Annotated in this window: 18 protein-coding genes; 9 read left to right on the top strand and 9 right to left on the bottom strand. The window is 31.6% G+C overall.

Annotation, left to right across the window (positions count from 1 at the left end; translation table 11 throughout):
- Window positions 1-4: 4 nt before the first annotated feature.
- The 3 genes from Q4Q40_RS19805 to Q4Q40_RS19795 all read left to right on the top strand — a co-directional run bounded on the left by Q4Q40_RS19805 (window position 5) and on the right by Q4Q40_RS19795 (window position 3,457).
- The gene (locus Q4Q40_RS19805) at window positions 5-1,321 is read left to right on the top strand and encodes an ABC transporter permease (protein ID WP_303303749.1); all 1,317 of its coding nucleotides are present in this window, start codon (window positions 5-7) and stop codon (window positions 1,319-1,321) included.
- 1 nt (window position 1,322) lies between these two features.
- Complete coding sequence (locus Q4Q40_RS19800; RefSeq protein WP_303303748.1) at window positions 1,323-2,216, top strand: mechanosensitive ion channel family protein; 894 nt, start codon at window positions 1,323-1,325, stop codon at window positions 2,214-2,216.
- A 77-nt stretch (window positions 2,217-2,293) separates the two neighbouring features.
- The gene (locus Q4Q40_RS19795) at window positions 2,294-3,457 is read left to right on the top strand and encodes a sigma-54-dependent transcriptional regulator (RefSeq protein ID WP_303303746.1); all 1,164 of its coding nucleotides are present in this window, start codon (window positions 2,294-2,296) and stop codon (window positions 3,455-3,457) included.
- A 147-nt stretch (window positions 3,458-3,604) separates the two neighbouring features.
- On the opposite strand, the gene Q4Q40_RS19790 is transcribed toward Q4Q40_RS19795, so the two are convergent.
- Together Q4Q40_RS19790 and Q4Q40_RS19785 are read right to left on the bottom strand one after the other, a co-directional pair.
- Complete coding sequence (locus tag Q4Q40_RS19790) at window positions 3,605-4,369, bottom strand: hypothetical protein (RefSeq protein ID WP_303303745.1); 765 nt, start codon at window positions 4,367-4,369, stop codon at window positions 3,605-3,607.
- 163 nt (window positions 4,370-4,532) lie between these two features.
- Window positions 4,533-5,048, bottom strand: a complete 516-nt coding sequence (locus tag Q4Q40_RS19785) for a flavodoxin family protein (protein WP_303303744.1) — start codon at window positions 5,046-5,048, stop codon at window positions 4,533-4,535.
- Window positions 5,049-5,193: 145 nt separating this feature from the next.
- Between Q4Q40_RS19785 and Q4Q40_RS19780 the strand changes: the two genes are divergently transcribed.
- From Q4Q40_RS19780 to Q4Q40_RS19765, 4 genes are all read left to right on the top strand, one after another.
- Complete coding sequence (locus tag Q4Q40_RS19780) at window positions 5,194-6,045, top strand: PPK2 family polyphosphate kinase (RefSeq protein ID WP_303303743.1); 852 nt, start codon at window positions 5,194-5,196, stop codon at window positions 6,043-6,045.
- A 363-nt stretch (window positions 6,046-6,408) separates the two neighbouring features.
- Window positions 6,409-7,821, top strand: coding sequence for a M20/M25/M40 family metallo-hydrolase (locus Q4Q40_RS19775; protein ID WP_303303742.1), 1,413 nt, complete (start codon window positions 6,409-6,411; stop codon window positions 7,819-7,821).
- Window positions 7,822-7,911: 90 nt separating this feature from the next.
- Window positions 7,912-8,160: a hypothetical protein gene (locus tag Q4Q40_RS19770; RefSeq protein WP_303303741.1), complete on the top strand. Its 249-nt coding sequence runs from the start codon at window positions 7,912-7,914 to the stop codon at window positions 8,158-8,160.
- A 1-nt stretch (window position 8,161) separates the two neighbouring features.
- Entirely contained in the window at window positions 8,162-8,719 is a 558-nt protein-coding gene (locus tag Q4Q40_RS19765) for a DinB family protein (RefSeq protein WP_303303740.1), read from the top strand.
- Between the two features lie 327 nt (window positions 8,720-9,046).
- On the opposite strand, the gene Q4Q40_RS19760 is transcribed toward Q4Q40_RS19765, so the two are convergent.
- From Q4Q40_RS19760 to lysA, 4 genes are all read right to left on the bottom strand, one after another.
- Window positions 9,047-9,469 carry a JAB domain-containing protein gene (locus Q4Q40_RS19760; protein WP_303303739.1) on the bottom strand — a complete coding sequence of 141 codons (423 nt, stop codon included), beginning with the start codon at window positions 9,467-9,469 and terminating at the stop codon, window positions 9,047-9,049.
- 162 nt (window positions 9,470-9,631) lie between these two features.
- Window positions 9,632-10,933: an APC family permease gene (locus Q4Q40_RS19755; protein ID WP_303303738.1), complete on the bottom strand. Its 1,302-nt coding sequence runs from the start codon at window positions 10,931-10,933 to the stop codon at window positions 9,632-9,634.
- 1 nt (window position 10,934) lies between these two features.
- On the bottom strand, window positions 10,935-12,116 hold the full coding sequence (locus Q4Q40_RS19750; protein WP_303303737.1) for an acetyltransferase domain-containing protein: 1,182 nt from the start codon (window positions 12,114-12,116) through the stop codon (window positions 10,935-10,937).
- Between the two features lie 581 nt (window positions 12,117-12,697).
- On the bottom strand, window positions 12,698-13,933 hold the full coding sequence (gene lysA, locus Q4Q40_RS19745) for a diaminopimelate decarboxylase (protein WP_303303735.1): 1,236 nt from the start codon (window positions 13,931-13,933) through the stop codon (window positions 12,698-12,700).
- Between the two features lie 202 nt (window positions 13,934-14,135).
- On the opposite strand from lysA, the gene sucC reads away from it, so the two are divergent.
- Entirely contained in the window at window positions 14,136-15,326 is a 1,191-nt protein-coding gene (gene sucC / locus Q4Q40_RS19740; protein ID WP_303303734.1) for an ADP-forming succinate--CoA ligase subunit beta, read from the top strand.
- Window positions 15,327-17,023: 1,697 nt separating this feature from the next.
- On the opposite strand, the gene Q4Q40_RS19735 is transcribed toward sucC, so the two are convergent.
- On the bottom strand, window positions 17,024-17,284 hold the full coding sequence (locus tag Q4Q40_RS19735) for a DUF1456 family protein (protein WP_303303732.1): 261 nt from the start codon (window positions 17,282-17,284) through the stop codon (window positions 17,024-17,026).
- Window positions 17,285-17,654: 370 nt separating this feature from the next.
- On the opposite strand from Q4Q40_RS19735, the gene Q4Q40_RS19730 reads away from it, so the two are divergent.
- Window positions 17,655-18,062 carry a TerB family tellurite resistance protein gene (locus Q4Q40_RS19730; protein WP_303303731.1) on the top strand — a complete coding sequence of 136 codons (408 nt, stop codon included), beginning with the start codon at window positions 17,655-17,657 and terminating at the stop codon, window positions 18,060-18,062.
- 80 nt (window positions 18,063-18,142) lie between these two features.
- Here Q4Q40_RS19730 and uvrB read toward each other — a convergent pair whose 3' ends face one another.
- Together uvrB and Q4Q40_RS19720 are read right to left on the bottom strand one after the other, a co-directional pair.
- Entirely contained in the window at window positions 18,143-20,146 is a 2,004-nt protein-coding gene (uvrB, locus tag Q4Q40_RS19725) for an excinuclease ABC subunit UvrB (RefSeq protein WP_303303730.1), read from the bottom strand.
- 27 nt (window positions 20,147-20,173) lie between these two features.
- Window positions 20,174-25,282, bottom strand: a complete 5,109-nt coding sequence (locus Q4Q40_RS19720; RefSeq protein ID WP_303303729.1) for an FIDD domain-containing protein — start codon at window positions 25,280-25,282, stop codon at window positions 20,174-20,176.
- Between the last annotated feature and the right edge of the window lie 325 nt (window positions 25,283-25,607).

The following is a 25,607-nucleotide window of genomic DNA, read 5'->3' as shown; positions in this document are numbered from 1 at the left end:
TTTTATGAACCATTTACCTCTCATAATAAAACGCGAATATTTAACAAAAGTTAAGAACAAATCATTTATAATAATGACTATTTTAAGTCCTATTATAATGATAGCGCTTATTGCAATTGTTGCTTATTTGTCACAGTTAAATAATGATAAAGTACGTACTATTTCTATTTTGGACGAGTCGGGATTAGTGCAAGGTATTTTTGAAAACTCAGAAAAAACGACTTATCATATACTAGAAAACATGTCTTTGGATGAAGCGAAAGCATTATCAAGAGAAGCAGCTTCTTATGGATTGTTGCACATAAATAAGTTAGATACGATAGAAGCGGTTTCAGAAGAACATATTAAATTTTATTCAGAAGAATCACCGTCGCTTACATTAATTTCTAATTTAGAAAGTAAATTAGAAAAGGAACTTACAAACATTAAATTAAAGCAGCAAGATATAGATATTGATTTAATAAATGCCTCGAAAGTAAGAATTGATATTGCTCAAGAAAGTTTCGAAGGCGAAAAATCATCCAAACTAGATAGTTTTGCAAAGCTTGGATTTGGAATTGCTGCGGGGTATTTGCTATTTATGTTCATTATCATTTATGGTAATATGATTATGCGTAGTGTCATTGAGGAAAAAACAAGTAGAATTATTGAGATTATTATTTCATCAGTAAAACCAGTACAATTAATGCTTGGAAAAATTATAGGAACCTCCTTAGCGGGTATTACTCAGTTTATTATTTGGATGATTTTTGGAGGCCTTTTAATGACTATTGTTTCATTAGTGATAGGTATTAATTTATTTGAAACATCGGTGCCTCAACAAGAATTAATGGAACTAACTTCCAATGGTTCTGATTTTAATTTTTATTTTGAATCCTTTAAAACGGCGTTGCAAAATTTACCGTTAATGAATCTTATTTTTGCATTTATTTTGTTCTTTATTTGCGGTTACTTGTTATACAGTTCCCTTTACGCAGCCATTGGTGCGGCAGTAGATAATGAGACAGATACACAACAGTTTTTAGTGCCAATTATGATGCCTCTAATATTGGCAGTTTATATTGGTATTTTTACTGTAATTGAAGATCCACATGGAACCGTGTCTACCGTATTTTCGTTTATACCATTAACGTCTCCAGTGGTTATGCTTATGCGTATTCCTTTTGGAGTACCTTTATGGCAACAATTGGTATCATTATTGATATTAATTGGTACATTTATGTTTACAGTTTGGTTTGCAGCAAAAATTTATCGCGTAGGGATTTTGATGTATGGTAAAAAACCGAGTTATAAAGAATTAATTAAATGGATTAAATATTGATATGAATCAACATTTAGAAAAAATAGAAGAGGCCATTACAGATAACTCCATTTGGGAAACAATTGTTAATTTTGTAAGAATTGACCTTTATACAAATGAAGCAGGATCTATTAAAATAACAGTGGGTTTTGTGCTTTTAGTTAGTGTTTTTTTTATACTAACAAATATTGTGCTTTCTTTTGTCAAGCGATTGATAACAGGTAAATTACCAGCCGATGATAAGGCTAAGTTCACTACCGTATTTTCTTTTTCACGTTGGCTAATTTATCTCATTGTATTGTTAATAGCTTTTAGTACAGCTGGTGTTAATGTAAATGCCATTTTAGCAGCATCAGCAGGTTTGTTAATTGGTGTTGGTCTTGCATTACAAACATTATTTCAAGATATTATCTCTGGTATTTTTATTTTAGTAGATCAATCTGTTCATGTTGGAGATATCATTGAAATAGAAGATAAAGTTGGTCGTGTAGAAGAAATTAAACTTCGTACAACAAGGGCGGTGACTATTGATAATAAGGTGTTAGTTATCCCCAATCATTTATATTTAACTAATAGTTTGTATAATTGGACACAAAATGGAACAAAAACCAGGGAGAGTGTCTCGGTTGGTGTTGCTTACGGTAGTGATGTGGAACTTGTAAAGAGCTTACTTTTACAAGTAGCCTCAGAAAATAAAGATGTTTTAAAGCATCCTGAGCCATTAGTTCTTTTTACAGATTTTGCAGATAGCTCTCTTAATTTTAAATTAGTAGTTACCATAAATGATAGTTTTCAAGGGGTTATACCAAAAAGTGACCTAAGGTTTGCGATTGATAAAATATTTAGAGAGAATAATATTAGTATTCCATTCCCTCAAAGAGATATACACGTTATTTCTCAAAATAAAGAGATATAGAAAAAGATTTAATAAAATTATAATTTGAGTATGGATGTCTTTTATTAGCATCTGTATTCATTAATCTAAAGAAAAAGATGCCAAAAATATTAGTAATAGAAGATGAAGCTGCCATTAGACGTGTGCTAGTCAAAATTCTTTCGGAAGAAAATGATACTTACCAAGTAGAAGAAGCTGAAGATGGTTTGGTAGGTATTGAAAAAATTAAAAATGATGATTACGATCTTATACTTTGTGATATAAAAATGCCCAAAATGGATGGGGTAGAAGTTTTAGAAGCAGTGAAAAAGATAAAACAAGAAACACCTATTGTAATGATTTCGGGGCATGGTGATTTAGATACAGCAGTAAACACGATGCGTTTAGGAGCTTTTGATTATATTTCTAAGCCACCAGATTTAAACAGATTATTAAATACGGTTCGTAATGCTTTAGACAAAAAGGAGTTAGTTGTTGAAAATAAATTGCTTAAAAAGAAAGTAGGCAAGAACTTTGAAATGATTGGTGAAAGTGATGCTATTTCTCATATAAAAGATATTATTGAAAAGGTAGCGCAAACAGATGCTCGTGTGCTTATTACAGGGCCAAACGGAACAGGAAAAGAGTTAGTAGCGCACTGGTTGCACCAAAAAAGCGAAAGAGCTAAAGGCCCTATGATTGAGGTTAATTGTGCCGCAATACCTAGCGAACTTATAGAAAGTGAGCTGTTCGGTCATGTTAAAGGTGCTTTTACAAGCGCTGTTAAAGAAAGAGCAGGTAAATTTGAAGCAGCTAGTGGCGGTACTATTTTTTTAGATGAAATTGGTGATATGAGCTTACCAGCCCAGGCAAAGGTGCTTAGAGCTTTACAAGAAAGCCGTATTCAGCGTGTGGGTAGTGATAAAGACATTAAAGTAAATGTTCGTGTAGTTGCTGCTACAAATAAAGATTTAAAAAAGGAAATTGCCGAAGGAAGGTTTCGTGAGGATCTATATCACAGGTTAGCCGTTATATTAATTAAAGTACCAGCCTTAAATGATAGAAGAAATGATATTCCTTTATTAATAAACCATTTTACAAGTAAGATTGCTAGTGAGCAAGGGACTGCAAAAAAATCATTTTCAAACGAAGCTATCAAATTACTTCAAGATTATGATTGGACAGGAAACATCAGGGAGTTGCGTAATGTTGTGGAACGCTTAATTATTCTTGGTAATAAAGAAGTTGGTGTGGAAGATGTTAAACTGTTTGCTTCTAAATAAATGAAGCCAATTGAGAAAGTTTAAATCACTTCTCTATAGAATTTATAAAAAAAAGCTGTCTAAAAAGTGTCATTCTGAATACCGAGAAGAATCTCTGAAATGACACTTTTTAGACAGCTTACTTTTTTGATTGGTTATTATTAAGATTTACTTATCACAATTATTTATTAATGATGCATATTCAGAAGCCATAGATTTAATACGAGTCTTGTAATGTGATTTTACATCCTCTATGTTTTTTTCTGTCATATCTTCCAGTGATTTATTGTCTCTAAAAGGTTTATAGTTGATGCATCCGCAAACGTTTAAAGTTTGATTGTAAGTGTTAATATTTGACGAAATAGCACTTTCATAAGTAACGATTAATTTTTTCTTTTTTATTAGTATTTCTTTTTCTTTTTGCTCAGCTAATTTCATTTTGATTTCCTGTTCTTTAAGCTTTAAAGCTTCTTGTTGCTGCTTTAATTTTAATTGCTCGTTTTGTAAGTTAGTAAGATCATCATCGCCTCCTTGAGCTTGAGCAATATCTTCATTTTCATTAGAAGGAGTAGCAACAGAACATTTGTCAATTTCTATAACACTATTTTTACTATAATCTCTGGCACGTTTTACATAAAAACGACCATCTTCAAAAGATTTAGCAACATCAGCTTTTGCTAATAAGTCGATACATTTATCTGTAAGCTCTAACGCAGCATCACAATTACAATCAGTAAATTCCTTTTTAGCAAGTTTAAAAGATTCTAGAGACCTGTTGGCATAATATTGTAAATGATTTATGTTATTAGAATTATAGGATTCTTTTACATGGGAATAGGCGCTAACAAGATAAGAATTAGCATAGTCACAATCGCTTTGTCCATTAACAGCAAGCGATGCGATTAAAAATAGTATAAAGTAATAATTTTTCATGGTGTTTGGTTTCATAACATAAAATTTGGGTTGGCAATGTATTAAAAACATCACAAATTACAATGCATTTTGGCGAAATAAAGTGCATTTAATACGATAAATTGTTATTTTTAAGACGATTGTGTAAGAATATGATTTCAAATTAAAATATATAGAGAAGTTTTTATATAACATTATTTATAGCCTTTATAAACTTATCAATTCTAAGTTTCACCTCATTATTGATGGTGTTATTTTCAACATAAGTATGAATGTCTCCTAAATAATGCATACCCAGATAATTTGCAGATTCTACAAAAGGCATGGTAAAACCTTCAATTAAATCATCATGATTACTACAGCTTATCATGGCCATATTTTTACCACGTAATTTCCTTCCAGTATCTTTATGTATTCGTATTAAATCAGAAATTCTATCAAAAAATACTTTTAGAATACCACTCATACTATACCAGTAAACTGGTGTAGCAAAAATTATAGAATCGTATGTGTCAACAATATGGGTAATTAAGTCTATAAAGTCATCATCTTGGTTTTTATAATCGTAATCATAATGACCAATGTTTTTTGTGTGCAAATCAATAATATCAAAATCGTTATTTGTAGATATATAATTAACTATTTTACCAGTATCTCCTTGACTTCTCGAACTTCCTTGTATTATTACACTCCTTTTCATTATTATAATAATTTTTGTTATACATATAATCAAAGAAACAATATAAAAGCTACTCATTTAACGAGTTTCAATAGAAACTATTAATAGTTAATATTATATAATCGATTGCATTTTTATATATTTAATCCATATTAAATTTTTTTAAATGGACAATTACAAGGTAACTACAAGTATATCATTAAAAAATTCTGAAACTAAAGTTATAATTGATGATGCTGAAAAAGAACTTAAAAGTATTAGAAAAAAGTTAGGGAAATTACAAGACACACTTTACGCACATGGTAAATACGCTGTTTTAGTTTGTTTACAGGGTATGGATACTTCAGGGAAAGATAGCTTGATACGAGAAGTTTTTAAAGATTTTAATGCTAGAGGCGTTGAAGTGCATAGTTTTAAAGTACCCACAGAATTGGAGTTAAAGCATGATTATATTTGGAGACATTATATAGTACTTCCAACTCGTGGTAAATTTGGTGTTTTTAATAGAACACATTATGAAAATGTATTGGTAACAAGAGTACATCCAAGTTATATTTTAGGAGAAAATATTCCAACAATAAATTCTGTAGAAGATATTGATGATGCATTTTGGGATAAGCGTTTTGAGCAAATTAATAATTTCGAAAAATATATAGCCGAAAGTGGCACTCTCATTTTTAAATTTTTCTTAAACCTTTCAAAAGAAGAACAAAAAAACAGATTACTTCGTCGCTTAAAAAAACAGGAAAAAAACTGGAAATTTTCTCCTGGAGATTTAAAAGAGCGCAAACTTTGGGACGCCTACCAAACATGTTATGAAGATGCTATAAATAGGACCTCTAAGCCTCATGCGCCATGGTACATTATTCCAGCTGATGATAAACCAACAGCACGTTATATTGTTGCTAAAACAATGTATGATACTTTAAGTCAATATACAGATATACAAGAGCCTGAACTAGATGACAAGGTAAAAGCAAACTTAGAATTATATATTAAAGAACTTAATAACGAATAGGTATATACGAGTGATAAGACATCTCATTTTTACGAGATGTCTCCTCAAAAGCTACGCTTCATACCTTCAAGCAAAATGTATTTTGTTTTCGATAGCGTCCAGAATGACACAATTTCTTTGTATGCGTAAATTGCTTATTATCAGTATTTAATATATCGGGCTGACGTTGTTTAAGAACGTATGTTTTGCTATGTCATTTAAGAAATGTGTTTGTTTTAATACTTTTAAAGCTAGCTTAAATTGATTATAAAACACTAGGCTATGCTATCGTTAAACGAAACAATTTAGTTTTAACTTAACTTTATATTTATGGGATGCTTTAAATTTTATAGAAATATTATCTTTAGCTTCAAAAATAATCTCATGAGAATTTTAAAATCTACAATGCTTTTGTTTTTGCTATTGACCTTTTTTAATGTCAATGCTCAAACAGATGAAGAAGCTATTAAAGAGATCTACAAACAGTCTTTAACGAATGGTAAGAGTTACGATTGGTTAAACTACTTATCTACTCAAATTGGTGGACGTCTATCTGGGTCTTTAAATGCAGAAAGAGCAGTAGCATATACCAAGGAAGAACTAGATAAACTAGGTTTAGACAAAGTTTGGTTGCAGCCAGTAATGGTTCCAAAATGGGTGCGTGGTTATAAAGAAAGCGCCTTTATTGAATCTGGGAAAGGAAAAAAAACAACAGTTAATATTTGTGCACTCGGAGGTTCCGTTTCTACTCCAGCACTTGGTTTAAAAGCAAATGTAGTAGAGGTTAAAAATTTTGAAGAATTAAAGGCTCTTGGTAAAGAAAATATAGCTGGTAAAATAGTGTTCTATAACAGACCTATGCAGGCTGATTTAATTAGTACATTTGAAGCTTATGGCGGATGTGTTAATCAGCGATATAAAGGAGCAGTTGAGGCTTCAAAGTACGGAGCTATTGGCGTTATAGTTAGATCTATGAATTTGAGATTAGACGATTTGCCACATACAGGAAGTATGACGTATGATGATTTACCAGTAGCTAATCGTATCCCCTCTGCTGCCATAAGCACTAACGATGCTGAGTTGTTAAGCACGATGTTAAAGCTTGATAAATCAACAAAATTATATTTTAAACAAAACTGTAAACAATTAAAAGATGTTTTGTCGTATAACGTTATTGGTCAAATAACAGGAAGTGAATTTCCAAATGAATATATGATTGTTGGCGGGCATTTAGATTCTTGGGATTTAGGAGATGGCTCTCATGACGATGGGGCAGGGGTCGTACAATCTATGGATGTATTACGCTTACTAAAAGAATCTGGAATAACACCTAAAAGGAGTATTAGAGTTGTATTATTTATGAATGAAGAGAATGGATTACGAGGCGGGAAAAAATATGCAGAAGTAGCAAAACAAAAAGGAGAAAATCATGTATTTGCTTTAGAAAGTGATTCTGGCGGGTTCACACCACGTGGGTTTTCTTTTGATTGTAACGATGCAAGTTTTAATCAGGTATTAAGTTGGCAACCGCTTTTTAAACCTTATTTAATTCATTATTTTGAAAAAGGAGGAAGCGGCGCAGATGTTGGCCCTCTTAAAACAGAGACAAATGTATTGGCAGGTCTAAGACCAGATTCGCAACGCTATTTTGATCATCATCATGCTAGTAGCGATACATTTGATGCTGTTAATAAACGAGAATTAGAATTAGGAGCTGCTACTATGACAGCATTAGTTTACTTGTTTGATAAATATGGTATTAACCCAATTACAAACGAGAAACAAATAAAAAAATAATTTTTTGTAGTTATTATGTGGGATGAGAAACTAAAAATTTACGACCAGCTAGTAGACAAATGTCAGAGATTTGAGCGAAAAGGAAAAACCATGCCATATACGTCTGCTAATGGCTATATGTTTTCTCTCTATAATAAAGATTGTGAAATAGGAATTCGATTCTCAAAAGAAGTACAAGAAAAATATATTAAGGAATTCAATTCATCCATATATAAATCTTACGGAGCTGTAATGAAAGGTTATGTGTTGATTCCCGAAAGTATGTTAGAAGATTTAGATAATGTCTCTCATTATTTAAACGAAAGTTATGATTATGTAATGTCTTTAGAACCAAAATAAAATGAATAAACTTACCTTAATTTTTACCTTATTAGTATCAACATGTATCATGGCACAATCTGAAGAAGAAAAATTACCATATTATGAAATACCAGATCACCCAGAAAGCTATACAGCAGGAACAGTAGCTGCTAGAATGGTAGATGGATTAGGGTTTCGTTATTATTGGGCAACAGAAGGTCTGCGTAGTGAAGACCTTGCTTATAAACCTAGCGAATCTGGTCGTACCAGTGCAGAAACTGTCGACCACATATTAGGGTTGTCAAATTTTATTCTTAATTCTGTATCAGAACAAGGGAAGAGAACTAAAGACACCGAAAGCTCTTTTGAAGATAAAAGAAAGCTAACTTTATTAAATATCAAAAAGGTTTCCGATATTTTAAGAACGATGGATGATGTATCTCAATTTGATAATGATAAATTTCCATTTTGGAATATTCTTAATGGCCCCATAGCAGATGCTTTATGGCATTGTGGTCAATTAGTTATGCTTCGTCGCGCTTCTGGAAATTCTTTTAATTCTAAGGTAAGTGTCTTTACAGGGACGGTAAGAGAGTAATTGTTTTTGGATAAGACTCTAAGATTATAATGGTAGTTTATTGGTCTCAAATGAAGTTAAAACTATGTACTTTAGTGCGTGTCGCTTTCAGCTTCTAAAAACTTTTGACACGAATTTCACGAATTCACACGAATTCAGTTTTACCATAATTTCACGAAGCAGACTTTCAGTCTGCCAAAACGAACCTATGGACTGGAAGTCCATAGGAGTGGTTTAGTTTTTATAGGAGTGTTGGCTTCTGTCTTATTTGTTATGTTTCTGTTTAACTTTCTTTCTGAATTTTCTTTAAACAAGTCATCCTTTGAGAATTTCATTAATAAAAGTTAATTAAATCAACTCAAAAGCTTTAAAACTGTAAAACTCTTTACTATCACATATAACAAGGTGGTCTAACAACTCTATATTTAGAACTTCTGCTCCTTTTTTTATTTTTTTGGTAATATTTTTATCTTCTTGGCTAGGTGTTGTATCTCCTGAAGGGTGGTTATGACAAAGAATTATCCTTTTACATTTTTTAGCCACTGCAAAATTAAATACTTCTACAGGGTCTAAACTATTTTGATTTAAGAGGCCTGTGGTAAGAAGTTCAATATATTCTATATCGTTTTTAGTACTAAGCCCGATAGTCCAAAAGTATTCCTTTTTCCTGTGTAGTTTATTTTGTCTTAGAAGTATTTTACGCATAATTCGTGCAATATCACGAGAACCTTCTACGTGTGTATTTTCATTTTTAGGAATGCGCACGTTCATTTCATTTAAGATTTCATCAAATATAAGATTATTCCGAACATATTGAAAGCCTCCATGACCACAAAAAGAGTCATTTAAAACAACGTTATTATATATGTCAATGAAAAAGGAGTAAGCTGTGAAACTTCTCCCTTTTTTGATATTAAATTAAAGACCGTATGGCTAAAGAGAAGCTTTATTAAGTTTTCTAAATATAGTATAAATAATGTTTAAAACAGCTATAAACAAACCTGTTGCAATAATTTCGTTCATAGATAAATTAGACAAAAAGTATAAAATAATAATGATTGAAAGTATAGGAACCATAAGTCCTCCAAAAATTTTGAATTCTCCTTCTTTATATTTTTGTGATTTACGTAATTTCATAACAGATAGTGCTACCCCTAAATAAATAATTAGCATAGCACTACTGGCAATAATTGCTAACTTTTCGAAACTACCAGAAGCAGAGACAGTAAAACCAATAACGGCGTATACGATGATAGCTATATAAGGTGTTTTAGATGATTTATGAATTTTAGATAATGCTTTTAATGGAATAACCTTATCTCTGGAAAGGGCATATAGTATTCTCGGATTGTTAAGTATAGAACCACTTAAGAAACCAAACATTGAAATAACGGCTCCAATAAACAATATTGTAAACCCAATAGGTCCAAAAGCAACTTTAGCTGCTTCGGCAAGTGGTGCTGCTTTAAAGCCAGGTAGCTCACTACCTAAAATTCCTTGTGACACGGTTTGAATTAAAACATAGATACATACTACCGTTAAGATACTAATAAAAACAGCTTTGGGAACGGTGCGTTTTGGATTTATAACTTCACCACCAACAACAAGACCAGTTTCAGCCCCTTGAAAAGCAAAGAATAGAATGAGAGATGTTTCTCCTAGTGTTCTAATACTAGGCATGGTATCAATATGTAAATTGCTAAATGAAACACCTTTCCATCCAATAAGAACGAGTAACAGTAAAGGAATTAATTTGGCAATGGTATTAAATTTTACTAGGCCGATGCCTTGTTTTAATCCAATAATGTTAATGTAAGCTAAACCAAAGAAGATTGTAAATAGGAATAGTAACCGAACCCAATTGTTTTCAAAAACAGGATAAGCTGTTGCTAATATATTCACCAAAGCATTTGATACTGCTGCATCTGCAAACAAGGTTCCTGTTATTGCAAAAATACCTCCTAAAAAACCAGCGTAATTACCAAAAGCCGTTTCAATATAAGTATACGGACCACCTGTGTTAGTTACTTTACTACCAGCTTCAGCAAAGCATAGCATAACAAGCGCTATTAAAATACCACAAAAAACATAAGCTATAACACTAGAAGCGCCCATTTTAGAAGCTATAACAGCTGGTAAAGCAAAAATACCTGCACCTATAATGATATTGACAATATTGGCAGATAATCCTAAAACACCAACACTTCTTTTAAAACCTTCATCTTTTTTATTCATACTATAAGTAGCTTAACCACCATTTATCTTTATTACTAGCTTTGTAAATCATATATTTTTTTGAAGGAAAATATAAAAGTATTACAACTCCAATCCATACTAAATACACAATAAATAGTGAGTACCCGTAATTAGCAAAATTTGAGTTGCTGAAAGCATTTGAAGATAGAATCATGTCTTTCCAATTTCTTCCAAAGATTAAAAGACCAATAATAGCTAAGGTATGCACAACGAATACATGTAAGAAATAGTAAAATAAGGGTACGCGACCAAATACTAAAAAGAAGTCAGAGATTTTATTTTTAACAGTTTCAATACCATATAAAAATAATAGTGATGGACCGATAGTTATTAGTATATAAACTAATGATGGCGGATATTTACTTACTTTAAAAAAAGACAATATGGTTTTTGTTGTAGTATCTTGAGTAGACCATGGGACTAAATCTCCATAAACATTGAGCCCTCTTAAAATAAAGAAGAGTGCTATAGCGCCAATACCTATTATAGCTAACCATTTTTTACGAACGGCAACATTAAAATCTTTTTTATAAAAAGAACCAAAACAAAAGCCTAAAGCCATTACTCCAATCCATGGAATAATTGGATAGGCAAATACTATACTACGAGTAGAATTAACAGGTATAAACTGTTGTTGGTGCAGAATATACCATATTATGGATTTAAAACTTGTTCCTTGTACCGTTATTCCATCTAAAGCGTTGTGACCAGCAACTAATATAATACCGATAATTAATACGATTCTTTTAGGGAGATAAATTAAAAAGGATAGAAAGATCATACTTAAACCAATAGCCCAAATTACTTGAAGTACTATAAAACTGTAAGTTATGTCAAACCACCACAAAAAATTATTCAATACTATTTCTAGAAGTATTAACCATAATCCTCTGGTTAATAAGAATTTAAATAACTCAGGTCTACTTTTTGTTGTACCATATAAAAAAGCAGAAGTACCTGCTAAAAACACAAAAACAGGAGCACAGTAATGTGTTATAAATCTAGTGAAAAATAAAAAAGGTGTTGTAGTATCGAGGTTTGTAGGGTTGCTACTAAAAGCACCAAAATGAAAGAAGTCTCTAACATGGTCTAGTACCATAATCACCATAACGACACCCCTTAAAATGTCTATGGATTCAATCCGACTGGTTTTTATTTCCATAAAATAAATCTGTTGAAGTGTTTTTATGACTTGCTAACAAAATTTAGGGATTTTTAAAAATAGACAAATCACTTAAATAAAACAAAATAGTTAGTAACTTATATTGAATATTGTTGAGTTTAATATGTCATTATTGTTAGTTTAAGTGTCTAAAAAATCGATTAAAATCATTTATTAGCGATGTTAAGTAATTTTTTACTATATTTGTAGTATAATATTACAATTTTATTGTTCTTGTAATATTAAGCTTAAATTCTAACCAAATGAATAAAGTGATATTAATTTAGTGTATTAATAGCATTTTATTATTCTGCAACAGGATTCTGATCTTATAAGAGAAGAAGAATCGTTAATTGAGGTTTTTTTGGGTATTAAGAATTTATTGAAGGTTAATCTGCTTATGGTATTACTAAAGTGATTACTATTTGGTAATAGTATTTAAAGAGAGATTTGAGTATTTGTAGAATTTCAGAGTTATAATAGTTATTTATTCGAAATTCTAAAATGAAAAATGTCCAATTATTTATATTGGACATTTTTTTATAAAAAAGTTTAAACTACTTCAAAGTAATAAAGAAAGATTATTTAACTAAAATCTTTTCTTTTTTTGAAGTAAAATCAATTTCAACTTGATTTTTAATAATATCATCAAAAGTTTCTCTTTTTCTTATTAAATGCGCTTTGTCTTTATACCATAACACTTCTGCAGGACGGAATCGAGAATTGTAATTACTTGCCATAGAGAAACAATAAGCACCAGCATTTTTAAAACATAAAACATCACCTTCATTGATTTCGTTGATGCGTCTGTTATTTCCAAAGGTATCTGTTTCACAAATATAACCAACAACAGTGTAAAAACGCTCACGTCCATTAAGGTTTGAAATATTTACAATATCATGATGAGATCCATAAAACATAGGTCTAATAAGGTGATTAAATCCAGAATCTACTTGTGCGAATACTGTTGATGTTGTTTGTTTTACAGCATTTACTTTTGTTAAAAAGCTTCCAGACTCACTCACTAAAAATTTACCAGGTTCAAAAGCTAAGGTTAAGTCCTTTCCGTAGTTTTTACAAAACTCATTGAATCTTGCCGATAGTTTTTTTCCTAATTCTTCAATATTAGTCTCAATATCCCCTTGTTTGTAAGGTACTTTAAAACCAGATCCAAAATCAATAAAATCTAAATTTTTGAATTGTTTTGCTGTTTCAAATAATATTTCACTAGCATATAAAAAGACTTCAATATCCAAAATATCACTACCCGTATGCATATGAATACCATTGATAGTCATTTTAGTATTTTCTACAATACGTAATATGTGTGGTATTTGATGAATAGAAATTCCAAATTTAGAATCGATGTGTCCAACCGAAATATTACTATTACCACCAGCCATAACGTGAGGGTTAATACGAATACATACTGGTGTTTTTGGATGCTTTGTTCCAAATTGTTCTAATATGGAAAGGTTATCAATATTAATTTTAACACCTAATTTAGCTGCCTCTTCAATTTCTGATAAAGACACACCATTGGGGGTAAAAATAATTTGTTCAGGTAAAAAACCAGCAGCTAAGCCAAGTTGAACTTCTTGAATAGATACAGTATCTATTCCAGACCCAAGTGTGTTTAAAAGTTTTAATATAGATATATTAGATAATGCTTTAACAGCATAATTAATCTTAAGTTTTTTTACATTTTTAAAGGCACCTGTAAGCCTTTTATATTGATTTTCAATTTTTTTAGCATCATATACATAAACTGGACTCCCAAAATCTTGTGCTATTTTCAGCAATTGATTTTCTAACATAATTTTCTAATTTTTTGTCAAAGATATTTTATTCGAATAAAAAACAATAAATAATATAAAAAATTATACAAATTAAACATTATGTTAAGTATTTAACAGTTAAATTTATTATACTTTGATGTTGGTAAGTTTTCATTATTAAATATTAGGGTAAGTAATCGCTATTATTTACATTTGCTTTTCTTAAAAGATTAAGCGAATTATGAACTTACACGAATATCAAGGTAAAGAAATATTAAGTAGTTTTGGAGTACGCATACAACGTGGTATTGTGGCTCAAAATGCTAATGAAGCTGTTGCAGCTGCAAAACAATTAACAAACGAAACCGGAACAAGTTGGCACGTTATCAAGGCGCAAGTTCATGCTGGAGGACGTGGTAAAGGCGGTGGAGTAAAAATAGCTAAAAACTTACAAGAGGTAGAAGATATTGCAGGAAAGATTATTGGAATGAATTTGATTACTCCTCAAACATCTGCTGAAGGTAAAAAAGTACATCAGGTTTTAGTTGCTGAAGATGTTTATTATCCAGGAGAAAGTGAAACGGATGAATTTTACATATCTGTATTATTAAATAGAGGTACTGGACGTAATATGATTATGTATTCTACCGAAGGTGGTATGGATATTGAAACTGTTGCAGAAGAAACACCAGAATTAATATTTACAGAAGAGGTTGATCCAGCTGTTGGCTTACTACCATTTCAAGCTAGACGTGTTGCTTTTAATCTTGGATTATCAGGTTTGGCATTTAAAGAGATGACAAAATTTGTTACTGCTTTATATACAGCCTATGTGAAATCTGATTCATCTTTATTTGAAATTAATCCTGTTTTAAAAACAAGTGATAATAAAATAATGGCAGTTGATGCTAAAGTGACTATTGATGATAATGCACTTTACAGACATAAAAACTACATTGATTTACGGGATGTACGAGAAGAAAGTGCTATAGAAGTTGAAGCTGGAGAACTTGGTTTAAATTATGTAGATCTGGAAGGAAATGTTGGATGTATGGTAAATGGTGCTGGATTGGCAATGGCTACTATGGATTTAATAAAACAAGCAGGAGGAGAGCCAGCTAACTTTTTAGATGTTGGTGGTACTGCTGATGCAGCTCGTGTAGAAGCGGCATTTAAAATTATATTAAAAGACCCAGCAGTAAAAGCTATTTTAATAAATATCTTTGGAGGTATTGTACGTTGCGATCGTGTAGCACAAGGTGTTATTGATGCGTATAAAAATATGGGAAATATAAATGTACCTATTATAGTACGTTTACAAGGAACTAATGCAGACATCGCTAAAGAATTAATAGACAATTCTGGTTTAGATGTTATGAGTGCTACAGAATTTCAAGAAGCAGCTGATAAAGTACAACAAGTTTTGGCTTAGTACTTTTTTATATTCTTAAGTAGACCTTTACAGGTTTATAAAAAGACACACTTAAATCTCTAAGAGTTTTCAACTCTTAGAGATTTTTTGGTTTTTAGAGTTTCGTTTTTGTGTTGTTTTTTAGTATTTGATTATAGCCTTCGTAGAAATGACAAACAGTATATTTTCATACATTTAAATTAATTCAGCCTAACCATTATTAATTTAACTTAGGTTGAAAATCATTAACCTTTTTTTTAAACTAATTCTATTATTACTATTTTTTCCGTTTATTATCAATATTTGTGTCCACACGATAGCTCTAAGTCAAATATTTTTCCTCATTAAAAAAAATCCCTCTAGGGCAAGTGTTTTTCCTTTTAAGGCAATTTTTATTATCTACTTTTGTGTTGTTAATAAATTCATTTTAAATAACTTAAAACGTTTAATTTAATATATTGAAATGAACCATTTTTTGCTTTTGACGAATTTAATATTCTGATAGAACGATATCCTATGTTAGTGCCCTTTAGTGGAGCTTTTGTTAGCTAGGGAGGTATCATTATGAAACCTTGATCGTATTCTCATCATTTATTATTCCAGAGCGTTAGTTTATTGAATTCCCCTAATTATACTTACCTATGACGCAAAAAACTTTATCTCTCACTTTTAGACCTGTACGATTGGTAGTATAGGTTTTGTACGTCTCTTGTTGGTTTTTGTTAATAAAGGGGCATAACGAGATATGAGTTTTAAGTGTGGAGTTCTTCATGATGCTCCTAAGAAAATCCATGAGTTGAATCTTAAATATATATATATGACATGGATAAAAATAACTATGACTTTTAATTTTCATGTGGTTTATGTAGAGGAAAAGAAACTAAAAGCATTTCTAGTGCTTAATGATAAATTTATTAGTCCACGCTTATTGTGTGGCAGGAAAACTCAATTTTGAAAAGTCTATAAGACACGTTCAAAATTGTAAGTTAAACTTGTTATGCCAGCAGGCAGGCTAATCCTGCTTCCTGTGCTGAACTTGTTTCAGTATTTAGCGCAATCTAGGATTAAAACCTCGACCCTTGAGTCGATCCCTATGATTGGGGTCAGGGCTTCCCTGAGGTTTAATACCTTTTATGGGGTTTATGAAATCATATTGTTACTTACTAATTGGGGGCTTTTTAAGAAGTTTGAACCTACTACCTAAGTATCTAAAACCCAAGATCTAAAAAACAAACACTGAAATCTCAGTAAACAATACTATAGTCAGGGGTAAGACCGAAAACCTGTATAAGAGTAGGTCCTAATTTAAATATTTATGTTATGATAACAAATTTTTTAAAAATGCTTTACCAGCTTTTGAATTAATGTTAGCTATCACAGTTTCACTTGCTTTTAACTCTACTGATTATAGCATAGAAGAAAAGGTTTCTGTGATATGGTTTAACTCTGCTATTTATAGGTTGTATTAAACTTCCTTATAATAGTTGTCTAACCGAAGAAGAAGTATTTTGTACTTCTTTATCCTAACATGTCGAGTAACTTTTATAAAGATGATGCTAGCTTTATTTTTTTATATAAGAAGTCCCGACAATAATTTTTTTATTAGGAAAGAGGTGTTCATTTTGAGCACCTCTTTTTATTAACCTGAGTTCAACATGATAAAAATGAGGCTATTAATGAAAATTCAGATTTTGCAAGTGCGTATAAAAAGAGAACTATTAATTGTTACTCTTTTTTTGTGTTTTGTTTTCTCCTTTTTTTGGCATCGGACCTCTTAAATGAATCACAAGCCCATTTAAAAAATTACGTAAAATTTGATCACCACATTCCATGTATTTTGGATGATCCTCTTTTCTAAATAATGCACCTAGCTCACTTTTAGAGATTCTAAAATCAACCAGACTTAAAATTTTTACAATATCATCGTCACGAAGTTTTAAAGCAACACGTAATTTTTTTAAAATATCATTATTTGTCATAAGGTTAATTTCTACTTTTTTAATATTTAAAATGAATCAATTAATTTAAAAGGATAGGCCTTTCTAGCGTTTTCATAGCTTTTGCAAAGATACCTTAAATATTGATTTTTATTAGTAAGTATGAAATATAAAATAAGTACAATTAAAAACCTGTTAATCAGTTAGTTGTGTGATTTGTCTTTCTGTTTAAATTAATTTTATAAAATGACAAAATACCATTTTATTAGATGAATAAACGGTAAGTATTGACGAAATAAGTAAAAGTTACGACCAAATACCATCAGTTTTTCGATAAGTTACATTATATAGACGATTATTAAATTACTGTTGTGTGTACCTTTATAGTATAATTAATTAATCCCCATAAACAATGATTAATAGAGTAGAAAAATTGAGTCTTTTATCCGAAATGATTGCATTTGCTAAATATGATAAAGACATAAAGAATATAGAATATAATTTTTTATTAGGTGTCGCAAAACAGCTAGATATAGCACGTGAAGATTTTGAATATTTAATAGATCATCCTGTTTCTTATACACATTTGAAATCTCATAGTGAGCGTATTGTACAGTTTCACAGGTTGGTTTTATTAATGAATATTGATCAAGAAAACGAAAACAATTCTGCAGGTGTTATAAAATTATATAATTTTGGTTTACGTATGGGACTAAGCCATGAGTCTATTACTAAGGTGTTATATTTAATGGAAAGTTTTCCAAACAAAATAGTACCACCAGATGTGTTGATTGATATATTTAAAACACAATATAATTAATAATAATCCTGCTAAGTTTTTATTAATATTAAATGTGTTTTATTTGAGGCCTCGTTGAGGCGTATGGAAAAGCTAAAAGGTCAAACTTTTAGCTTTTCTAGTTTATTTTGATAACTTTTAATGTCGTCGCGTAATTTTGCTGCTATAATAAAATCTAAGGATTTAGCAGCTTCTTCCATTAATTTGCGTTTTTCGCGAATTTTCTTTTCTAATTCTGGTTTCGTTAAATACTCACTTTCTGGTTCTGCTGCTTTTAAAGCTTCTAACTCATAGCTATATGTGCTTACTGAATTTTTAGACAAAACATTATCTAAACTTTTATTGAGCGCTTTAGGTGTTACATTGTTTTTTGTATTGTAAGCTATTTGTTTTTCACGTCTGTAATTAGTTTCATCAATGGTCTTTTGCATACTATTAGTAATTCTGTCTGCATACATGATGGCTTTACCATTCAAATTTCTTGCAGCCCGACCAACTGTTTGTGTTAATGAACGTGTTGAGCGTAAAAAACCTTCTTTATCTGCATCTAAAATGGCAACAAGAGATACTTCTGGTAAATCCAAACCTTCTCTTAAAAGGTTTACACCTACTAAAACATCAAATAATCCTTTACGTAAATCTTGCATAATTTCAACGCGTTCTAAAGTATCTACATCACTATGAATATACCGACAACGTATTTGTATTCTATCTAAATATTTAGTTAGTTCTTCTGCCATACGTTTGGTTAGTGTTGTAACCAAAGTACGTTCGTCTTTTTCTATTCTTTGTTGTATTTCTTCTATTAAATCATCGATTTGATTTAAACTGGGACGTACTTCAATAGTGGGGTCTAATAATCCTGTTGGACGAATTACTTGCTCAATATAAACACCATCTGTTTTTCGCAATTCATAATCAGCTGGTGTTGCACTTACATAAATAACTTGATTTTGAATGGCTTCAAATTCTTCAAATTTTAATGGGCGATTGTCCATAGCTGCTGGGAGTCTAAAACCGTATTCCACCAAGTTTTCTTTTCTACTTCTATCGCCTCCATACATGGCATGGACTTGAGAAATAGTTACATGGCTTTCGTCTACAACCATTAAATAATCATCTGGAAAATAATCTAATAAACAGAAAGGGCGCGTTCCTGGTTGCCTACCATCCAAATAGCGTGAATAATTTTCTATACCAGAGCAATAGCCTAACTCGCGAATCATTTCTAAATCAAATTCGGTACGTTCTTTAAGTCGTTTTGCCTCTAAGTGTTTGCCAATTTCTTTAAAGTAGTCATGTTGTTTTACCAAATCATCTTGAATTCCCTTAATAGCACCTTGTAATACATCGGGTGACGTAACAAACATATTTGCAGGATAGATAGTCAGTTGATCGTACTTCTCAATAACCTCATTGGTTTGAATATTAAACGATTCTATATCTTCAATTTCATCACCAAAAAAGTGAATCCTAAAAGCATCATCGGCATAACTGGGGAAAATATCAACTGTGTCACCTTTTATTCTGAAGTTTCCATGTTTAAAATCGGCTTCGGTTCTGGAATATAGGCTTTGCACTAATTGATGCAATAATTTTGTTCTTGAAATAACTTGATCTCGTTTTAAACTAACTACATTTTTTTGAAATTCAATGGGGTTTCCTATACCATAAATGCATGAAACCGATGCAATCACCAGAACATCACGACGACCAGAAAGTAAGGAAGATGTAGCACTTAAACGCATCTTCTCAATTTCTTCATTAATAGATAAATCTTTTTCTATGTATACTCCAGAAACAGGAATGTAAGCTTCTGGTTGGTAGTAATCATAATAAGAAACAAAATACTCGACGGCATTATTGGGGAAAAATTGCTTGAATTCTGAGTATAATTGAGCTGCTAGTGTTTTATTATGTGCTAAAACTAGGGTAGGACGTTGAACTTCTTCAATAACATTAGCAACGGTGAAGGTTTTTCCAGAACCTGTTACACCAAGTAATGTTTGATATTTTTCATTGGAATCAATACCTTTAACAAGCTGTTTTATAGCTTGTGGCTGATCTCCTGTTGGGCTAAATTCAGATTCAATTTTAAACTGCATTTTACAAAATTACGCAAAATATACGTGTTATCGTTTTAAAGTAAAATGTCCTGAAAATTCTCTGCCGTCTTCTAAATAAACTCTAAACCAATAATCATCTGTTGGTAATAGTGTCCCATTAAGAGTACCATCCCAACCAGGACCTAAAGGATTTATTTGTTTTAAAAGTCTACCATAGCGATCGAAAATTAAAACCACACTACCAGATTGATTAGTAGCACTAATGCCCTTGATATTCCAATAATCATTTATTGTATCACCATTAGGTGTAAAAAATTGTGTATGACCTATTACGGGAATATTAAGCATTGTGGTAGCGCAAACGACATCTCTTATATGTAATGTATAAAAACCAGGGGTTAAATTATTGAAAACAGGTTCGTCTTGAAATACTATAAAAGGAGAGTCTTCTTCTTGTAAAGCATAGTCGTATTCCCCAAAGCCTAATAGTGATGGGTCTTTAATACTTACTGTATGATTATAAGATGGAGCCGAGATATCTATATCGTCTAGAGTTATTGTAGCTTGTTCTGATGCATCAACAAATATGTCTCTGGTTCTTGGACAATTTGTCCCATCTGTTTTAGTTAAGGTAATGTGATAAGTTCCTGGATTTGATACTATGATATCCCGATCGTTAGATATAAATTGATTTGTTATGGATCCATCTAAACTATCCCAATACCATGTATATGTAAATGTTTCTGTGATACTCGCTTCTTTTGGAGATAACGTTATGTTAAATGAGGGGTCTGATGTGCAAACAATTCGTGGTGTTTCTACTGTAAATTCTGGTAATGGATTTACTATAAGTTCAATATTTGTAGTTGCTGTACAAGATATGTTCTTAGGGTTTATAACTTCTACAATTATAGACTGATTTCTTGAAATTAAAGGATTAGGTAAGGATGTCGCATCAATTACTGGAATACCATCTTCATCAATATAATCATAATAGATATCCATTGTGCCTAATTGCGACCCTAAAATGGTATTTGTAAAGGTAGACGTATCAAAAGGGAAGTAACCATCATTATCCAAGTCACCTGAATCACCGTCACACACTGTTTGTGTTGAAATTTGATTTGCAATTGGTTGTACATCTACTCTAAACTCAATAGTTGTTTCATCATCACAAGGGCCATCAGGTGCAGCTGTATTGTTGTTGGTAACCCGAGCCGTAATAGTTTGAGAGCTTGATAGAAATGTATTTGGAAAGGGACTTGAAATTAAATTTCCGTCAAAATCGGTTAATTGAGTTCCTAAAGCATCAAAGTAAGAAACTGAAACGTCTGCTAAACTTTGTCCGTTTAATAAGTCCGTTTCTAGATTTGATGTATTAAAAGAAAAACCATTGCTGGAATCTGTATCATTATCACATGTTATAAAAGGAGTTACGGGATTAGCAATTGGCAATGCTTCTACATTTAAAAAAACATGAGCACCTAAAGCTAAACAGTCATTTGTAATATCACTATCGACTCTTACATATATAAATTGAGATCCTGGGTATCCTATATTTCTGTAATTTGAAATATCAGTGATTTCATTAATTTCTGCCAATGCATCCGTTTCATTTCTATAGAAGTGTGGATCTCCAGTGGTAACAATAGTTTTAATCTCATTTGATACACTGCTAAAATCAAATGATGCAATACCGTCTCTGTTATCATTATTGGCATTATCGAAACCATCACGATCCAGAAAGTCATCACATTGATTAAAAGTGCGTAAAAATGATGTCGGAATCACTGTTGTTGATACGTTTAATTGGATTTCGGAGATTTGTATACATCCAAAAGGTGATTCTATACGTGCCCAGACAATATCTGAACCAGAAGTTCTATTAACAAATGTTGTTGGATTATTAATATAATCTGTACTTGTAAGATCTCCAAAAATAGCCGCTATTTGTGTTAAAAAATACGTAAATGTTTCATTAGCGGCGTTGGCAGAAATTTCATTCTCAACTTCTTTTAGGTTAAAAGGACTGTAGCCAAGTGTTGTAGGATCTTCATCATCGCACTGTACCAATGTTACTGGTGAATTTACATTAGGTAAAGGGTTAACGGTTAGTTCAATTTCATCTGAATACAAACCACAACTATTGCCAGCTACGTTTAAAAAGGCTCTATATTGGTTTGAATCGTATGATAGTGGCGTACCTGTGATGTTTAAATTAACTGTTTGAGATCCACTGTATATGGTATTATTCGTAATTGCATTCCAATTAATGCCGTCGGTACTAACTTCCCATTGAATGGTACCGATAGTTGATGTTATTATGGATAGTGTGGTACTAGAAAAATGGCAAACGGCAGTATCTTGAGGTTGGGTTGTAATAATTATAGGTGCAAAATTTAAATAGTTGCTATCTGGAAGGGTGTAACCATCGTTGGCATTTGTAACTAACCCAGTGGCGTTAGTTGTGATAGCATTATCTCCTAATATGGCATTGTTATCTGCATCAGAAAAACCCGCTTCAATAACATCGCTACAGGTATCACCATCACTATCTAAATCAATATAAGAAAATATGGAATCATTATCTAAGTCATTTGGTGCATAACCAATTATATTGCTGTCGGGCGTCGTTTCTGCGGCATCTGCCCAACCATTTACACCATAATTAGGACCATCTTCAATACCATCTAAATTGGTGTCAGACAGGGTACCAAATTGTCCCGATTCTATTAAATCGTAGATACCATCATTATCGCTGTCTAAATCGTAAAAATCAAATACAGCATCGTTATCAGAATCGAGAAGGGTAGCATTTATATCATAAACATCATCTAGTCCGTTTAAATCAACATCTATACCCGATAGGGGGATTAAGAAGCCATCATTTTCAACAAAATCTGGTAGACCGTCGTTATCACTATCTAAATCTAAAGCATCTTCAATGCCATCAAAATCTGTATCTTTTCCAATACATGTTGCTGAAATTTTAAATGACGCCTGATTGCTGTTTGTATCTGAATTATTTTTATGAACATAAGTAAAATTATCAACACTATTTGCTAAAAAACTAAATGTTCCAGAACCAATAGCGAGTGAAAAAGTATTTAATTTAAATCTAATTTCGAAAGCAGAAAATTGAGTGACTCCAGTTTCGTATATACCATCAAAATTAGTATCAACTAACAACTGGTCATTTGGATCTAAAAGGGTAATGGTTCTGGTATTGGGAACTTTAATTATAAACTCTTGGTCGTTGGTTAGTAAACTGGTTCCAAGGCTAGATGCCGTTGCATATTCAACCATTAAATTTAATGGGGTATTAAAATTTAAGTCGTAAGTGACACTGGTTTCTACTGTTCCATTTTTATTTGGCGTATTGCTTAAAAAGGTGCCATCACTATCACCAATAAAAGGTGTTGCCGCTACATTTCCAATGGGAGTTGTAGTACCATTGTAGGTGTATCCTCCTCCAATAGATATACTTCCAGATGCTGTATTTGATAGATTGATATCATAGTCTCCATAAGATTCCACACAATTTAAAATCCCATCATTATCGTTATCAATATCAATATTATCGATAATACCATCTACATCAACGTCATCAGGACAAATACTTACAGGAACTTCAAGAGATTCTAAAGGATCTCCTGAACAGATTAAGATTCCAATGGCTTTATAAGTTCCAGAAACGCTAGGAACAAATTGCGATGTATTATTGCCTGTTCCTACAAACCCTGTTCCATCATCGTGATACCATTCTATACTTGAGAAATTACTCATATTTGAAATCTCAAGAGTGGCATTAGGAATGCAAATTCCAAGTGGTGTAAATGTTAGATCAAAATTTATTTCTGGAGCAGAAGGAAACCCTGAATAAAAACTCCCAGAAGTAGCGGTATCATTTTGATTGTAATAAGCGCAATATAATTCGTCTGTACTTTGAACTGAAATATTACCAGAAAGTCCAGTCACTTTATAAGTTATATAATCAGATTTTCCTGTAACAGCACTAGGTGAACCTATAGCAACATTACCAGAAGTTGAAGATGTGACAGTAACTGTAGCACCAATTTTAGTTATTAAGGTAATGCCTCCAGTATAATTTGTACTGCCTATATTATTAATATTTGCAATATTATCTAGATCGCCTCTAGCTTCACAGCTTAAGGGAGGTACAAAGAACATGCCTTGATTGGCTTCACTGTTAGGATCTGCTCCTATACCTTGGTATGCAAAAACGGGTTGGGATGTTTGAACATACATATTACCAGATGTACTGTATTGACCACCTTCAATAACATAGTAATCACCAGCATTTATAGTAGCTATAGATGCATTTCCATTAATACTAATAGTTGTATTATTTGTATGAGCCACTATTAAAATGTTTTCCCAATTATTACTTCCGTCTCCTTTAACAAAAATATATTCGGTGCCTACTTTTGTTACATCAACGATTTGGTCTATACCATAATCTCTACCATTACCATTATGAAAACTACCATTTGCAGAACCACAATTAACAACTATAGGCTTGTCTGAGCTTACTAAGCAACCAATTAAACCATCTCTATTTATAGAAGTAGCATCACTACTTATGGCTATGGTATAACTTTCGCCTTCATTTAAAGTTGTAATAACTGGGGTTGGTCCAGAATAATTTTCAATAATTAATCCAGAAGGAAGGTCATCAAATCTTATTTGAGTATTATTCTCAGTAGCCATTACTGACACAAAACTCAAAAAATTATCTTGAGGATTTTCGTTGGTAAAACTTCCAATTCTAAATGTTGTACCTAAAGCCGATAAACCTTTACTTACTAATGCTCCTGCTTGTGCTCCTGCATTAACTCTAATAGATGCATAAACAGATCCTGTTGCTTCGATAATATAACCTTTATTATTAGTTACCGTACTGGTTTGGCTAGAGAGCATGAATAGTTGACCATTTCCCGAACCTAATGGTATTATTGCTGGGTTTGTGCTTGATAAAATACCAGTGATACTTGAAGCTTGGCCTATGGGTGTTATTGTATATGCAATATCTGAGGTGCTTGGAGTGGATAAATAAATATATTGGTCTTCTGGGAAAGCAGAATTAAAATTGGCGTTAGTTAATGGTGGGATATAATGCTTGTTACTTAATTGAGAAAAGCCTTGAATAGACATTGAAAATAAAGATAAAAATAATAATATCTTTATATAAGAACAGGTCTGCATTATGGGTTTAAAGTTTTGCTATTAATTGGTTAGATGTCTAAAATCAAATCAAAGTAAATTAAAATTAAAGATTACTAGAAACTAAAAATAAATTATTTCGTTTATTTTAGACCTACTAAAGTAGTAAAGGTTTAAAACTTTTAGATAAAAGGACTAAAGATACATGTATTTTGTTGATTTGTAGTAATATGTTTCGAGTATTGTGTCAATTATCGCTCAAAGAAAACATATCATTTGTTTAGTTCTTAGCTCTTATTTTAGAAATAGGAGTTGT

It is taken from the genome of Flavivirga jejuensis (genome assembly GCF_030540765.1).
GTDB lineage: Bacteria > Bacteroidota > Bacteroidia > Flavobacteriales > Flavobacteriaceae > Flavivirga > Flavivirga jejuensis.
The sequence above is the reverse complement of the archived record's forward strand: the minus strand, read 5'-3'. Positions and strand labels throughout refer to the sequence as shown.

Coding starts and splice junctions, on each gene's coding strand:
- sucC (WP_303303734.1), top strand. CDS start 14,136: ATGAACTTACACGAATATCAAGGTAAAGAAATATTAAGTAGTTTTGGA.
- Q4Q40_RS19795 (WP_303303746.1), top strand. CDS start 2,294: ATGCCAAAAATATTAGTAATAGAAGATGAAGCTGCCATTAGACGTGTG.
- Q4Q40_RS19770 (WP_303303741.1), top strand. CDS start 7,912: ATGCCATATACGTCTGCTAATGGCTATATGTTTTCTCTCTATAATAAA.
- Q4Q40_RS19775 (WP_303303742.1), top strand. CDS start 6,409: ATGAGAATTTTAAAATCTACAATGCTTTTGTTTTTGCTATTGACCTTT.
- Q4Q40_RS19720 (WP_303303729.1), bottom strand. CDS start 25,282: ATGTCTATTCAAGGCTTTTCTCAATTAAGTAACAAGCATTATATCCCA.
- Q4Q40_RS19750 (WP_303303737.1), bottom strand. CDS start 12,116: ATGGAAATAAAAACCAGTCGGATTGAATCCATAGACATTTTAAGGGGT.
- Q4Q40_RS19735 (WP_303303732.1), bottom strand. CDS start 17,284: ATGACAAATAATGATATTTTAAAAAAATTACGTGTTGCTTTAAAACTT.
- uvrB (WP_303303730.1), bottom strand. CDS start 20,146: ATGCAGTTTAAAATTGAATCTGAATTTAGCCCAACAGGAGATCAGCCA.
- Q4Q40_RS19755 (WP_303303738.1), bottom strand. CDS start 10,933: ATGAATAAAAAAGATGAAGGTTTTAAAAGAAGTGTTGGTGTTTTAGGA.
- Q4Q40_RS19730 (WP_303303731.1), top strand. CDS start 17,655: ATGATTAATAGAGTAGAAAAATTGAGTCTTTTATCCGAAATGATTGCA.
- Q4Q40_RS19765 (WP_303303740.1), top strand. CDS start 8,162: ATGAATAAACTTACCTTAATTTTTACCTTATTAGTATCAACATGTATC.
- Q4Q40_RS19780 (WP_303303743.1), top strand. CDS start 5,194: ATGGACAATTACAAGGTAACTACAAGTATATCATTAAAAAATTCTGAA.
- Q4Q40_RS19805 (WP_303303749.1), top strand. CDS start 5: ATGAACCATTTACCTCTCATAATAAAACGCGAATATTTAACAAAAGTT.
- lysA (WP_303303735.1), bottom strand. CDS start 13,933: ATGTTAGAAAATCAATTGCTGAAAATAGCACAAGATTTTGGGAGTCCA.
- Q4Q40_RS19785 (WP_303303744.1), bottom strand. CDS start 5,048: ATGAAAAGGAGTGTAATAATACAAGGAAGTTCGAGAAGTCAAGGAGAT.
- Q4Q40_RS19760 (WP_303303739.1), bottom strand. CDS start 9,469: ATGAACGTGCGCATTCCTAAAAATGAAAATACACACGTAGAAGGTTCT.
- Q4Q40_RS19790 (WP_303303745.1), bottom strand. CDS start 4,369: ATGAAAAATTATTACTTTATACTATTTTTAATCGCATCGCTTGCTGTT.
- Q4Q40_RS19800 (WP_303303748.1), top strand. CDS start 1,323: ATGAATCAACATTTAGAAAAAATAGAAGAGGCCATTACAGATAACTCC.